Raw genomic sequence first — 12,913 nt, 5'->3', positions numbered from 1 at the left:
CCCGCCCCCGATACTGGGGGCATGACCCGCCTGATCCTCGCCACCCGCAACGCCGGCAAAATCACCGAACTCCACGCGATCCTCGCGGACGCCGGACTGCCCCACGAACTCGTCGGCGCCGACGCGTACCCCGAGATCCCCGACGTCAAGGAAACCGGCGTCACCTTCGCCGAGAACGCCCTCCTCAAAGCCCACGCCCTGGCCCAGGCCACCGGCCTCCCCGCCGTCGCGGACGACTCGGGCCTGTGCGTGGACGTACTCAACGGCGCCCCCGGCATCTTCTCCGCCCGCTGGTCCGGCACCCACGGCGACGACAAGGCCAACCTGAACCTGCTCCTGGCCCAACTCTCGGACATCGCGGACGACCACCGCGGGGCCCACTTCGCCTGCGCGGCAGCCCTGGCGCTCCCCGACGGCACGGAGCGCGTGGTCGAGGGCCGCCTGCTCGGCACCCTCCGCCACGAGCCCACCGGCACGGGCGGCTTCGGCTACGACCCGATCCTCCAGCCGGAGGGCGAGACGCGCACGTGCGCGGAGCTGACGGCAGACGAGAAGAACGCGATCAGCCACCGGGGCAAGGCGTTCCGGTCGCTGGTGCCGGTGGTGCGGGAGCTGTTGGGCTGAGGGCGGGGCACATAAACGGCCTGCGTATCGATCCTCCGATTCGCAGGCCGTTTGCGGTGCGGCCGGGGGGATTCGAACCCCCACGGGTGTTACCCCACCGGGACCTAAACCCGGCGTGACTGCCAGTTCCACCACGGCCGCTCAACCCGGTCATGGCGCTCGACCGGCGGCGTTCAGTGTACGGCGAGGGCGAGTCACCCGGCGAGGGGCGGTCTCCCTTTGCGGCGGCACCACGTTTCCGTGGCCGCATGACAGTTGGGGCGCAGGTAGCGCAGGTTCTCTTGGCGGTTGTCGTGCCAGTCTCCGTCGACGTGGTCGATCTGCAAGGTGATCCGGTGCCCCTGCCACTTCCCGGACTCGGCAACGGCCCGTACCGCACAGAGCGCGGCACGGGCCGTTTCGCACGGCGGAACCCGGTCCTAGATCCCCAGATCCCTGATGATCTTTGCGACATGCCCCGTCGCCTTCACGTTGTACAGCGCGCGCTCGACCTTGCCCTCCTCGTCCACGATCACCGTGGAGCGGATGACGCCGGTCACCGTCTTGCCGTACAGCTTCTTCTCGCCGTACGCCCCGTACGCCTCCAGGACCTCCTTCGACGGGTCGCTGACGAGGGTGACCTTGAGGGACTCCTTCTCGCGGAACTTCGCGAGCTTCTCCGGCTTGTCGGGGGAGACGCCGATCACGTCGTAGCCGGCGGTGGCCAGGAGGGACAGGTTGTCCGTGAAGTCGCAGGCCTGCTTGGTGCAGCCGGGGGTGAGGGCGGCCGAGTAGAAGTACACGATGACCTTGCGGCCCTTGTGGTCCGCGAGCGAGACCTCGTTGCCGTCCGCGTCGGGCAGGGTGAAGGCGGGGGCGGTGTCGCCGGGGACGAGTCGCTCGCTCATGGGATCTTCCTCCGGAAGGGGCGGGGGTGTGGCGTACTCCAGCAGAGCCTAATGGGGGCCTGTGACAGTGCATCGGCGGCGGAGCTGACAGACTGTCGATGACGCAACACCACGTACAACACCCCGTACCCCAGCAAACGACGGAGGCGGCGCAGTGTCGGAAGCCAGGACCCCTGCGCAGATCGAGGCGGACATCAGGAGCCGCCGGGACCAGCTCGCGGTGACGCTCGACGAGATCGGCGTGCGCCTGCACCCGGGGACGATCGTCGGCGACGCGAAGGCCAAGGTCGCCTCGGCCGTGGACCGCACCGCGGGCCGGGCCTTCGTCGCCGTGAACCGGACCGTCTCGGACGTGAAGGCCCAGTTCGTGAGCGAGGACGGCGCGCCCCGCGTCGAGCGCATCGTGCCGGTCGCGCTCCTGGCCGTCGGTCTCGTCGGGCTGCTCGCCATGTCGTCGGCCAAGAGGCGCCGGGACTGACCCCCGCCTCCTCGTCCTGCTTCTCCCCGGCCCTTCGGCATACGCCGGGGGCCGGGGCAGGTAGGTTCGGTCCGTGAGCGAGAACACCCACGACAAGCTGCCCATCCGGATGCTCCACGACCGCGTGCTGGTCCGGTCCGACACACCCGAGGGCGAACGGCGCTCCGGCGGTGGCATCCTCATCCCGGCGACCGCCGCCGTCGGCAAGCGGCTGGCCTGGGCCGAGGTGGTCGCGGTCGGGCAGAACGTCCGGACCGTCGAGCCGGGCGACCGGGTGCTGTACGACCCCGAGGACCGCGCCGAGGTCGAGGTGCGCGGCATCGCCTACGTACTGATGCGGGAGCGCGATCTGCACGCCGTCGCCTCGGAGCGGGTGTCGGAGGACTCGACCGGGTTGTATCTCTGACCCCGTCTGGCCCCGTCCCAAAGGCGGACGCCAAGGGCTGGTGACCCCTGTCACCAGCCCTTTTCGCTGCCCTTTCGCCGCACTTTGCTATCTTTGAAGCACCCCGACGAGACGCGTCGTACCGGGTTACGACAAGACGACGCACCCCGCGCGTGCGGACGTACGCGCGCGTACGTCTCTCGGAGGTGCCTGTCATGGCCTGGGTTCTGCTGCTCGTCGCCGGTCTGCTCGAAGTCGGCTGGTCGATCGGGATGAAGTACACCGACGGATTCACCCGGCTGTGGCCCAGCCTCTTCACCGGCGTCGGGATCGTCGCCTCGATGATGCTGCTCTCGCAGGCCGCCAAGACCCTGCCCATCGGTACCGCCTACGGCGTCTGGGTGGGCATCGGCGCGGCCGGTGCGGCGGTGCTCGGCATGGTGGTGCTCGGTGAGCCCGCGACCGCCGCCCGGATCTTCTTCGTCTGTCTGCTCCTGGTGGCCGTGGTCGGTCTCAAGGCCACCTCCGGCCACTGACCCGGACCGCTCCTACGCGCGCGGCTGGCGGCGTGGGCGGTTGGCGCCGCCGGCCGTCGTCCCCGTCGTCGTGCCGCCCGTGGTGGGGCCGCCGTCCGTGCCCGCCGTCGTCCCGCCGTTGGTGGGCCCGCCGTCCGTGGTTCCTCCGGTGGCGCCGCCGTCGGTGGTGCCGCCCGTGGTGGTGCCTCCGTCGGTCGGTCCGCCGGTGGTGCCGCCGGTCGTGGTGCCTCCGTCGGTGGTGGCTCCGGTGGTGCCCCCGGTGGTCCCGCCCGTCGTCGTGCCGCCCGTGGTGGCGCCGCCGTTGGTGGTCCCGCCCTGGGTCTGGCCCTGCGTCTGGCCCTGGGTCTGCCCTTGCGTCTGGCCCTGGTCCTGGCCCTCGGTCTGGCCCGGCGGGTTCGGGTTGGGGGCCTGGGTCTCGACCGGCGGCGGCACGGACGCGCCCTCCTGGAGCTGGAGGTCGAAGTCCTGCGGCTCGGTGCCCTTGAGCGCGCCGGCCGTGTACTGCGCCCACACCTGCGCGGGCGGCCCGCCGCCGTTCATCCGGGGCAGGCCGAGGGCGCCGTACAGCGGCTTCTGGGCGGCCGTGTCGGGGTCCTGGCCCATCACCGCGACCACGGTGGCCAGATCGGGCGTGTAGCCCGCGAACCAGGCCGCCTTGTCGTCCTCGGCGGTGCCGGTCTTGCCCGCGGACGTACGGCCCGAGGCCTGCGCGGCCGTACCGGTGCCGCCTTCCACCACGCTCTGGAGGATCGAGGTGGTGGTGTCGGCGGCCTCGCGGGTGACGGCCTGCTTGTCGTCCTGTGCGGGCAGTTCCACCTTCTCGCCGTCCTTGGTGACGGACTCGACCATCGTGTACGTGCCGTGCTTGCCGTGGTTGGCGAGCGTCGCGTACGCCTCGGTCATGTCCAGGACGGAGGCGGTCGCGGTGCCGAGCGCGATGGAGGGTCCGTTGGGCATGTCGGGCGTGCTGGAGGGGATGCCCAGGCTCACGGCGGTCTGCCGGACGCTCTTGGGGCCGACGTCGACGGCCATCTGCGCGTACACCGCGTTCACTGAGAGGTCGGTGGCGGACCGGACGGTGATCGGCCCGTACGACCTGTCGTCCTCGTTCGAGGGGTTGTACGGGGTGCCCGACCAGCCCTGTACGAAGCGCTTGTTGGTGCCGTCGTAGATCGTGTTGGGGGTGATGGTGCGCCCGTCCTGCGTCTTGGAGGCGTTCTCGACGGCCGAGGTGAAGACGAAGGGCTTGAACGTCGAGCCGACCTGGTAGTCGCGGCGGGTCGCGTTGTTGACGTACTGCTTGGTGTAGTCGATGCCGCCGTACATCGCGAGCACCTTGCCGCTGTCCGGGTCGATGGAGGCGCCGCCCACCCGGACGTTGCGGTCCACCTTGCGGTCGGCGCTGACCTGGGACATCACCTTGTCGTCGACGGCGGCGACGAACGCGTCCTGCTTGGCCTTCTGGAGCGTGGTGGTGATCCGGTAGCCGCCCTTGGCCAGGGTGTTCTCGTCGATGATCTTGTTGCTGGTCAGATAGTCCCTGACGGCCTCGACGACATAGCCGCGCTGCCCGGCCATCCCGGCCGCGGGCCGCGCCTTGCCCGGCACCGGGAAGGTGGCGGCGGCCCGCTCGGCCGGGGTCATCCACTTCTTCTTGACCATGCCGTCGAGCACGTAGTTCCAGCGCGCCACGGCCTTCGCCTTGTTCTCCGGGTGCGCCACCACGTCGTACGCGCTGGGGGCGTTGAGCAGCGAGGCGAGGTAGGCGCCCTCGGCGGTGGTGACCTTCTCGATGTCCTTGCCGTAGTAGGCCTGGGCGGCGGCCTGGATGCCGTAGGCGTTGCGGCCGAAGTAGCTGGTGTTGAGGTAGCCCTCCAGGATGTCCGACTTGCTGACCTCGCGGTTCAGCTTGATCGCGATGAAGAACTCCTTCACCTTGCGGCTGATCGTCTGCTCCTGCCCCAGGTAGTAGTTCTTCACGTACTGCTGGGTGATGGTGGAGCCGGACTGCTTGCCCTTGCCGGTGAGGGTGTTCCAGGCGGCGCGGACCATCGCCTTGGGGTCGACCGCCCGTTCGGAGTAGAAGTCGCGGTCCTCGGCGGCGAGCACGGTGTGCTGGACGGTGAGCGGGATCTGCGCGAGCCGGACGTTCTCGCGGTTGATCTCGCCGTCCCGGGCGAGCTGGCTGCCGTCCGCGTACAGGAAGACGTTGGACTGGGCGGTCGCGGTGGCGTTGGCGGGCGGGATGTGGACGAGCGTGTAGCCGGCGATGAAGCCGCCGATGAGCAGCAGGGCGACGACGAGGACGGTGCCGAGGACCATCCGCCAGGTGGGGATGACGCGCCGCCAGCCGGTCCGCTTGGGCCGCTTCTTCTTGCCCTTGCCGGTCTCCTCGCCCGGGCCCTCCGCGTCGCCGCCCGGGGCGGCGGGGGCCTCCGGGCCGGTGGCGCTGAGGTCCCGAGGGGCCCAGCCCTGAGGGGGCCGGGGTGGCTGCTCGTCGTCGCTCATGTCTCTCTCGCCACTGCGCTGTATCGGGTGATTCGCGTTGTACGCCCATATTGCACGTCCGGCGGTGGAAAAGCCGTCGCGGTGGACGCCGGACGGCACTAGGGTCGGGCGCTTTGGTGCCCCGGCTCTCCGCACGGTGACGCACGCGCGCGGTGCGGCGCTCGGGCAGGGTCGGGCATGGCCCCTTCATACACGGACCGGACAGGGAGGTGTGGGGTGCGGCTCTACGCGGTTGTTGCCGCGGGTGGGTTCCGGCGCCATACGACGTACCGGATCGCCACCGCCGCAGGGGTGTTCACCAACACCGTCTTCGGCGCGATCATGGCTTACACCTATATGGCCCTGTGGAGCGTCCGCCCTCGTCTGGGCGGCTACGACCAGGCCGAGGCACTGACCTATGTGTGGCTGGGCCAGGCCCTCATCATGACGGTCGCGATGATGGGTGGCGGCTTCGAGGACGAGCTCATCGAACGCATCCGTACGGGTGACATCGCGATCGACCTGTACCGCCCCGCCGACCTCCAACTGTGGTGGCTGGCGGGTGACGTGGGCCGGGCGGCCTTCCACCTCCTGGGGCGCGGTCTGGTGCCGCTGGCGTTCGGCGCGCTCGCCTTCGACCTGGCGCTGCCCGCCGACCCGTTGACGTGGCTGGCGTTCCTGTTCGCCGTCTTCCTCGGCGTCCTCGTCAGCTTCTCGATCCGCTATCTGGTGGCGCTCTCCGCGTTCTGGCTGCTCGACGGGGCGGGCATGGCCCAGATGGCCTGGCTCGGCGGGATCTTCTTCTCCGGGATGCTGCTGCCGCTCAACGTCTTCCCCGGCGCCCTCGGCGAGGTGGCGCGGGCGCTGCCCTGGTCGGCGCTGCTCCAGATCCCGGCCGACGTCCTGCTCGGCCGCCACACCGGCTGGGGCCTGGCGCGGGCGTACGGTTTCCAGCTCGGCTGGGCCGCGCTGCTGCTCGGCGTCGGGCGGCTGCTCCAGGCGGCGGCGACGCGGCGGGTGGTGGTGCAGGGTGGCTGAGACGGTGGCCGACGGGGTGGCCGGGGCGGCGGCCCCGGAGTCCTGGCGCGAGGCACGGGCCGGGCGGCTGCGCGGCGCCGCCGAGGGCATCCGCGCGTACCGCCTGATCGCGGGGATGTGGATCCGCTCCACGCTGGCCTACCGGGCGTCCTTCCTGATGACGGCCCTTGGCAACTTCCTGGCCACCGGGCTCGACTTCGTGGCGATCCTGCTGATGTTCTCGCACATCGACGCGCTGGGCGGCTACACGCTGCCCGAAGTGGCGTTCCTGTACGGCGCGTCGGGGGCCGCGTTCGGGCTCGCGGACCTGGTGATGGGGTCGATGGACCGGCTCGGCCGCCGGGTGCGCGACGGCACGCTCGACACGCTGCTCGTGCGCCCGGTGCCGGTGCTCGCCCAGGTCGCGGCGGACCGGTTCGCGCTGCGCCGCCTCGGCCGGATCACCCAGGGCCTCCTCGTCCTCGGCTACGCGCTGCCGGCGCTCGACGTCCACTGGACGCCCCTGCGGGCGCTGCTGATCCCGCTGATGCTGCTGAGCGGCGCGGCGATCTTCTCGGCGGTGTTCGTGGCGGGCGGGGCGTTCCAGTTCTTCGCGCAGGACGCCTCCGAGGTGCAGAACTCCTTCACGTACGGCGGGAACCAGATGCTCCAGTACCCGCCGACGGTCTTCGCCAAGGACATGGTGCGCGGCGTGACCTTCGTGGTCCCGCTGGCCTTCGTGAACTGGCTGCCCGCGATGTACGTGCTCGACCGGCCGTACCCGCTGGACCTGCCGGGCTGGCTGGCGTTCACGCCGCCGCTGGTGGCGGCCGGCTGCTGCGCGCTGGCGGGGGCCGCGTGGCGGGCGGGCGTGCGGGCGTACCGGAGTACGGGAAGCTGACGAGAGGCGTTGCGACAATGAGCGATGTGATCCAACTCGACGGCGTCGAGAAGGTCTTCGAGGTCCGCCGCAAGAACGGGCGGCGGCTGCGGCGCGAGCGCAAGCAGGTCAGGGCGGTCGACGGGATCACCTTCGCGGTGCCGCGCGGCGAGATGGTCGGCTACATCGGTCCCAACGGCGCCGGGAAGTCCACCACCATCAAGATGCTCACCGGCATCCTGACCCCGAGCGGCGGCCGGGTGAGGGTGGCGGGCCTGGACCCCTCGCGCGAGCGCACCCGTCTGGCCCGCCGCATCGGCGTGGTCTTCGGCCAGCGCACCACGCTCTGGTGGGACCTGCCGCTGTACGACTCGTACCGCCTGGCCCACCGCATGTACCGCATCCCGGACGACCGCTTCCGCGAAAACCTGGACCGCTGCGTCGAACTCCTCGACCTGGGCGAGCTGTTGGACGTGCCCGTGCGCCAGCTCTCGCTGGGCCAGCGGATGCGCGGCGACATCGCGGCGGCCCTGCTGCACGACCCGGAGGTGCTGTACCTGGACGAGCCGACCATCGGCCTGGACGTGGTGAGCAAGGCGAAAGTACGCACCTTCCTGCGGGAGTTGAACGCGGAGCTCGGCACGACCGTCCTCCTGACGACCCACGACCTGACCGACATCGAACAGCTCTGCAAGCGCGTGATGGTGATCGACCACGGCCGCCTCGTGTACGACGGCGCGCTGGCCGGGCTGCACGAGGTCGGCGGCAGCGAGCGCACCCTGGTGGTCGACCTGGAGCGCGAGCTCGCGCCGATCGACCTCGCGGACGCGCGCATGGACGCGCGCGTGGTGAAGGTCGAGGGGCCGAGGCAGTGGCTGGCGTTCCCGGCCACGGCGTCGGCGGCGCCGCTGGTGGCGAAGATCGCGGAGCGGTATCCGCTGGTGGACCTGTCGGTGCGGGAGCCGGACATCGAGTCGGTGATCGCTCGGATGTACGCCGACCGGGGCCTTCATTAGGCTGACGGTATGACGAGTGAACCTTCGGGGGCTTCGGGGGCGGGTCTCCCCGAGATGCGGGCATCGGACGCGGAACGCGAGCGGGTGGCCGAGGCGCTGCGGGACGCGGTCGCCGAGGGGCGGCTCGATATGGAGGAGTTCGAGGAGCGCCTGGAGGCGACGTACAAGGCGCGTACGCACGGGGAGTTGGCGCCGCTGGTACGGGACCTGCCGGCGCCGGGGGTTCGCCCACCTTCGGTACCTGCTTCGCCTGCTTCAGCTGCTTCATCTGCTTCGTCCGGGGAGGTCGACTGGCCGTCGAGGATCGGCGGCACGGCCACTTCGCGGGGCGCCTTCGCCTTCTGGGGAGGGTTCGGCCGCAGGGGTACGTGGACGGTCGGCCGGAAGTTCACCGCGTTCGCGATGTGGGGCGGCGGCGAGATCGATCTGCGCGAGGCCCGCTTCGAGTCCGCCGAGACGGTGATCCGCTGCTTCACGATCATGGGCGGTATGGGGGTGACGGTCCCGCCCGAGTTGACGGTGAGGGTCCGCGGCTTCGGCCTGATGGGCGGCTTCGGCGACAGGGCGACGGGCGAGGGCACACCGGGCTCGCCGCGGGTGACGGTGACGGGATTCGCCCTGATGGGCGGCATCGGGGTGGAGCGCAAGCAGCGGAAGACGGCGAAGCGGGGGGTCGCGGGCGGGCCCCGCAAGGAACTGCGCTGAGCTGAGCCGCTTCGGCGGATTCACCCTTCCCGCGGGAACTCGGCGTGCGCCCCGGGAGTCCCTCATGTAGGGACAATTGCGTACGGGGTGGTGCGTGCGCGTGGACGGGCGGAGCGAATGGAACGTACTGATTCGGCCAGGGCGGGGGAGCCGGGCCCTGGCAGGCAGGCAGCCCCTGGCGGCCTGACGTCCGCGTTCTCGTACACGGCGGCGGACGAGGAGAAGCGCCGGGGCGTGCGCCGCATGAAGGCCACGGCGACCGGCCTGCTGCTCCTGGTGGCGCTGATCTTCGCCCTGGCCACCTGGGCGGACCGCTCCGGCGCGGGCTCCTGGGCGGCGTACGTCGCGGCGGCGGCGGAGGCGGGGATGGTGGGCGCGCTGGCGGACTGGTTCGCGGTGACGGCCCTGTTCCGCCACCCGCTGGGCGTGCCGATCCCGCACACGGCGATCATCCCGAACAAGAAGGACCAGCTGGGCGAGTCGCTGGGCTCGTTCGTAGGGGAGAACTTCCTCTCCCCGGAGGTGGTACGTACGAGGCTGGGCGCCCTGGGAATCGGCGGCCGGGTAGGCGCCTGGCTGGCGGAGCCGTCCCACGCGGACAGAGTGACGTCAGAGCTGGCCACGGCACTGCGAGGCGCCCTCACGGTCCTGCGGGACTCGGACGTCCAGGCGGTGGTGGGCGAGGCGATCACCCGCCGGGCGGACGCGGCGGAGATCGCCCCGGGCATCGGCAAGACCCTGGAGAAGGTGGTCGCGGACGGCGGCCACCGCCGAGTGGTGGACCTGGTGTGCGCGAGGGCGCACGACTGGCTGGTGCTGCACGGGGACTCCGTGATGGACGCGGTCCAGGGCGGCGCCCCCGGCTGGACCCCCCGCTTCGTGGACAAAAAGGTGGGGGAGCGGGTCTACAAGGAACTGCTCCGCTTCGTAACGGAGATGCGGGACATGCCGGCACACCCGGCCCGGGGCGCGCTGGACCGCTTCCTGGCGGACTTCGCGGCGGACCTCCAGTCGGACACGGAGACGCGGGCGAAGGTGGAGCGCCTGAAGTCGGATGTCCTGTCCCGCCCCGAGGTCCAGGACGTGATCGCGTCAGCATGGTCGTCCGTCCGCGCGATGATCATCGCGGCGGCGGACGACGAGCGCAGCGAGCTGCGCCTGCGGGCGAGGGCGTCCCTGCTGTCCCTGGGCGCCCGCCTGTCGACGGACACCCGCCTCCAGTCGAAGGTGGACGGCTGGGTCCAGGACGCGTCGGCGTACGTGGTCTCCACGTACCGCGCGGAGATCACGTCCCTGATCACGGACACGGTCCGCTCGTGGGACGCGGACGACACGTCGAGGAAGATCGAGGCCCACATCGGCCGCGACCTCCAGTTCATCCGCATCAACGGGACGGTGGTGGGGGCGCTGGCGGGGGTGGTGATCTTTGCGGTGGCGAGAGGGGTGGGGGGCTAGTCCTGATCTGTGGCTCGGCCCGGCCCGGCTCCCCTCCAGTCCCCTGCTGGGCGCGTGACCGCAGTCCTGTCCCTGCTCTGCGTGGCCACGCACCCAGCGGTCCATCCTGCGGGGAGTCGCAGTGTGCGGTGTTACGTACGTACGAGTCGTTCCCCGCGTTCAAACGGTTCCCGTTCTCGGCTAGGCATTTTTCCTGGTGACGGCCCAGGAGGCCACGGCAACCCCACCCGCCACAGCGAACACGGACGGCCAGGCGCCGACCTTCTTGGCCAGGGGGTGCGACCCGGCGAACGCGGCGACATAGGCCGCGGTGAGCCCGACGGCCGCCTTGGTCCCGGCGGCCTGCTTCCACTCCCGCGCGGCCACGGCCCCGGCGGCGGCCAGCGTGACCCCACCGAGCGGCCGCTTCTTGGTCCACCGGGCAACCCCGTACCCACCTACGAGCCCGCCCGCGGCTATAGCTGCTGCCGGAACCTTGGCCATGTTGTGCCTCCTGCGCCTCTGTGGACTGTCCACTCCGAGGCTAATGGGAGACGTCAGGCAGCCCGCATCCGGTCCGCCTGCACGGCGGCGACGAAGACTCCCCAGCTGGGGGCGGCGAAGGTGAGGCGGGGCCCTTGGGGGTGCTTGGAGTCGCGGACGGCCATGCCGGGGGCGAGGAGGATCGTCTCGACGCACTCCCCGCCGGATCCGTTGCTGTAGGTGCTCTTGAACCATCCGCCGTCGACGGACGAGTGGGGCTTGGTGCTCATCGGGAATGCTCCTCCATTACGTGCCTGATCAAAGACGTTGAATGAGCTGGACTCGACGCGAGGGCTCGTAGATTGTCAAAGGCCCTTGTGTACTCGCCTACATCATGCGGCGTGTCCAGGTAAGTGGCATCGGTCAGGCCATCTCGATAGACGAGGTCGGGGTCTTCCTGTTCGGGAAACCCGAGAATGGTAAAGGCGCCGGTCGCAGGATAGCTGCCTGCAGTGAACGGCAGTACTTGCAGGGTGACATTGCCCAACTTGCCTACTGTCAGCATGCGTTCAAGTTGATCGTGCATCAGCTTGCGGTCGCCCATCACATGATGCAGCGCGCTCTCGTGCACGATGAACCACGCGTCCGGGGCCGAAGTTCTGGTGAGGAGGGCTTGTCGTTCCATGCGGACATTCACCGCACGTTCGAGATCTGCCGCAGACATTTGGTTCGAAGCCCGATGCAACTCGGCTACGTACTCCGGTGTCTGCATCAGGCCGGGAACGAACTCGCACTGGTACTGACGTATGTTCGATGCGGCCTGCTCGAACCCGACGTAACCGGTGAACCAGCGTGGCACTCCCGTGCCGTGAGCCTGCCACCAGCCACGCATCTTTGAGTCCTTGGCCATCGTCATGAGAAGTTCGCGCAGGTCGTCACTCGTCTTGTAGAAGCGGCACAGGGCATCGATATCGGACGGCTGGACGCGCCCGCTTCCGGTCTCCAGCCGGTTGACCTTGGAACCGCTCCAGGTCAGCGCCTCGCCGACCTGGTTGCAGGTCAGTCCGTTGCTCTCGCGCAGCTTCTTGAGCTCGATCGCCAGTCGGCGACGACGAGCGGTCGGGGAACTGGCCACCTCAACTCCCTCTGCTGTATAGGACGTTCAGTCTCTCTGGAAGGTCGGTGCGCTGCCAATCGCTCGATCGTGGGAATCTCTTCGTGCAAATTGCATGCAGGGATGAGCGCTGCCATGCTCCCAGCTATCGCCACAGCGGGGACCGGGCAAAGGCGCGTCAGTGCCGCCACCGGTCCCGCGCGAACTGACAGAGGTGAGGGCATGGATGTCGATCAGTGCATGCCGAGGAAGGCATGGACTCTCCCGTTCTTAGCCGAGCCGGAAGAGGTGGCCGCTCTTCGTCGGATCATGAGGCTCCACTTGGGCATGTGGGGTCTGCCCGAGTTGGTCGATACCGCCCAGCTCTGCGTAAGCGAACTGGTGGCCAACGTGATCGTGCACGTCGGCGCCGGAACGCCCACTACGCTCGCTGTCTCGATGAATGACACCTTCTTGCGCATCGAGATCCACGACCCTGACACGCGCGTGCTGCCCACGCTGCTCGCGGCGGACACGGCCTCTGAACAGGGCCGGGGAATAGCTCTGGTGGACGCAGTCACGGACCGCTGGGGAGTGATTTTGCAGGCGGACTCCAAGATCACGTGGTGTGAACTTGGCACGACCCTCGACGAGTTAGACACTCACACGGGCCCTCGGGGTCGTACCGCTCGCGCAGAAGTGCTCCTGCATCTCTATGGAGCATCACCCGAGGCGCGCGATCCGCTCAGCCGGCTCGCCGGTGAGGAAGCCGCGATCGAAGCGATCGGCGACTTCCTCCACTGGCTACACGCCAACGGCTGCAGCCCAGGGCTTGCGCTGGGCCATGCCAAGAGGCAGTTCGAAGCTGACCTGCCTAAGTCATAAAGA

General features: G+C 69.8%; 15 protein-coding genes, 1 tRNA gene and 1 riboswitch. Of the genes, 10 read left to right on the top strand and 6 right to left on the bottom strand.

Features of this window, described 5'->3' with window-relative positions; genetic code table 11:
• Positions 1–21: 21 nt before the first annotated feature.
• A complete protein-coding gene (rdgB, locus tag OG965_RS17110; protein WP_371652941.1) occupies positions 22–624 on the top strand; it encodes an RdgB/HAM1 family non-canonical purine NTP pyrophosphatase in 603 nt (200 codons plus the stop codon).
• Between the two features lie 57 nt (positions 625–681).
• Here the strand turns inward: rdgB and OG965_RS17105 are convergent.
• Positions 682–765: transfer RNA gene (locus OG965_RS17105), tRNA-Leu, on the bottom strand.
• A 278-nt stretch (positions 766–1,043) separates the two neighbouring features.
• Complete coding sequence (gene bcp / locus OG965_RS17100) at positions 1,044–1,511, bottom strand: thioredoxin-dependent thiol peroxidase (RefSeq protein ID WP_371652940.1); 468 nt, start codon at positions 1,509–1,511, stop codon at positions 1,044–1,046.
• 154 nt (positions 1,512–1,665) lie between these two features.
• Here bcp and OG965_RS17095 point away from each other — a divergent pair, with 154 nt between their 5' ends.
• The 3 genes from OG965_RS17095 (at position 1,666) to OG965_RS17085 (ending at position 2,910) form a co-directional block, all read left to right on the top strand.
• Positions 1,666–1,989, top strand: coding sequence for a DUF3618 domain-containing protein (locus OG965_RS17095; protein ID WP_371652939.1), 324 nt, complete (start codon positions 1,666–1,668; stop codon positions 1,987–1,989).
• A 73-nt stretch (positions 1,990–2,062) separates the two neighbouring features.
• Complete coding sequence (locus OG965_RS17090; protein ID WP_067159470.1) at positions 2,063–2,395, top strand: co-chaperone GroES; 333 nt, start codon at positions 2,063–2,065, stop codon at positions 2,393–2,395.
• Between the two features lie 81 nt (positions 2,396–2,476).
• Positions 2,477–2,541, top strand: a riboswitch (guanidine-III (ykkC-III) riboswitch).
• 48 nt (positions 2,542–2,589) lie between these two features.
• A complete protein-coding gene (locus tag OG965_RS17085; protein ID WP_190091805.1) occupies positions 2,590–2,910 on the top strand; it encodes a multidrug efflux SMR transporter in 321 nt (106 codons plus the stop codon).
• Between the two features lie 12 nt (positions 2,911–2,922).
• On the opposite strand, the gene OG965_RS17080 is transcribed toward OG965_RS17085, so the two are convergent.
• Positions 2,923–5,418: a transglycosylase domain-containing protein gene (locus OG965_RS17080; protein ID WP_371652938.1), complete on the bottom strand. Its 2,496-nt coding sequence runs from the start codon at positions 5,416–5,418 to the stop codon at positions 2,923–2,925.
• A gap of 216 nt (positions 5,419–5,634) precedes the next feature.
• Between OG965_RS17080 and OG965_RS17075 the strand changes: the two genes are divergently transcribed.
• From OG965_RS17075 to OG965_RS17055, 5 genes are all read left to right on the top strand, one after another.
• On the top strand, positions 5,635–6,435 hold the full coding sequence (locus OG965_RS17075) for an ABC transporter permease (RefSeq protein WP_371652937.1): 801 nt from the start codon (positions 5,635–5,637) through the stop codon (positions 6,433–6,435).
• Positions 6,428–7,315 carry an ABC transporter permease gene (locus OG965_RS17070; protein ID WP_371652936.1) on the top strand — a complete coding sequence of 296 codons (888 nt, stop codon included), beginning with the start codon at positions 6,428–6,430 and terminating at the stop codon, positions 7,313–7,315. Before OG965_RS17075 ends, OG965_RS17070 begins: the two co-directional genes overlap by 8 nt.
• A 17-nt stretch (positions 7,316–7,332) precedes the next feature.
• Complete coding sequence (locus tag OG965_RS17065) at positions 7,333–8,310, top strand: ATP-binding cassette domain-containing protein (RefSeq protein WP_371652935.1); 978 nt, start codon at positions 7,333–7,335, stop codon at positions 8,308–8,310.
• Positions 8,311–8,364: 54 nt separating this feature from the next.
• Complete coding sequence (locus OG965_RS17060; protein ID WP_371656962.1) at positions 8,365–9,015, top strand: DUF1707 domain-containing protein; 651 nt, start codon at positions 8,365–8,367, stop codon at positions 9,013–9,015.
• Positions 9,016–9,132: 117 nt separating this feature from the next.
• On the top strand, positions 9,133–10,470 hold the full coding sequence (locus tag OG965_RS17055; RefSeq protein ID WP_371652934.1) for a DUF445 domain-containing protein: 1,338 nt from the start codon (positions 9,133–9,135) through the stop codon (positions 10,468–10,470).
• A gap of 180 nt (positions 10,471–10,650) precedes the next feature.
• Here the strand turns inward: OG965_RS17055 and OG965_RS17050 are convergent, their stop codons facing one another.
• From OG965_RS17050 to OG965_RS17040, 3 genes are read right to left on the bottom strand one after another with little or no spacing between them, the layout of a single operon-like run.
• Positions 10,651–10,953 (bottom strand): hypothetical protein, encoded by a 303-nt coding sequence (locus OG965_RS17050; RefSeq protein ID WP_371652933.1) that lies wholly within the window; start codon positions 10,951–10,953, stop codon positions 10,651–10,653.
• Between the two features lie 53 nt (positions 10,954–11,006).
• Positions 11,007–11,222 carry a DUF397 domain-containing protein gene (locus OG965_RS17045; protein ID WP_371652932.1) on the bottom strand — a complete coding sequence of 72 codons (216 nt, stop codon included), beginning with the start codon at positions 11,220–11,222 and terminating at the stop codon, positions 11,007–11,009.
• Positions 11,219–12,067, bottom strand: coding sequence for a helix-turn-helix domain-containing protein (locus OG965_RS17040; protein WP_371652931.1), 849 nt, complete (start codon positions 12,065–12,067; stop codon positions 11,219–11,221). The genes OG965_RS17045 and OG965_RS17040 overlap by 4 nt, the downstream gene beginning before the upstream one ends.
• Before the next feature lie 201 nt (positions 12,068–12,268).
• Here OG965_RS17040 and OG965_RS17035 point away from each other — a divergent pair, with 201 nt between their 5' ends.
• Complete coding sequence (locus OG965_RS17035) at positions 12,269–12,910, top strand: ATP-binding protein (RefSeq protein WP_371652930.1); 642 nt, start codon at positions 12,269–12,271, stop codon at positions 12,908–12,910.
• The last annotated feature ends 3 nt before the right edge of the window (positions 12,911–12,913 follow it).

Origin of the sequence: Streptomyces sp. NBC_00224 (assembly GCF_041435195.1) — a bacterium.
Taxonomy (GTDB): Bacteria; Actinomycetota; Actinomycetes; order Streptomycetales; family Streptomycetaceae; genus Streptomyces.
Note: the sequence above shows the minus strand (reverse complement) of the source record. Positions and strands in the feature narration are given on the sequence as shown.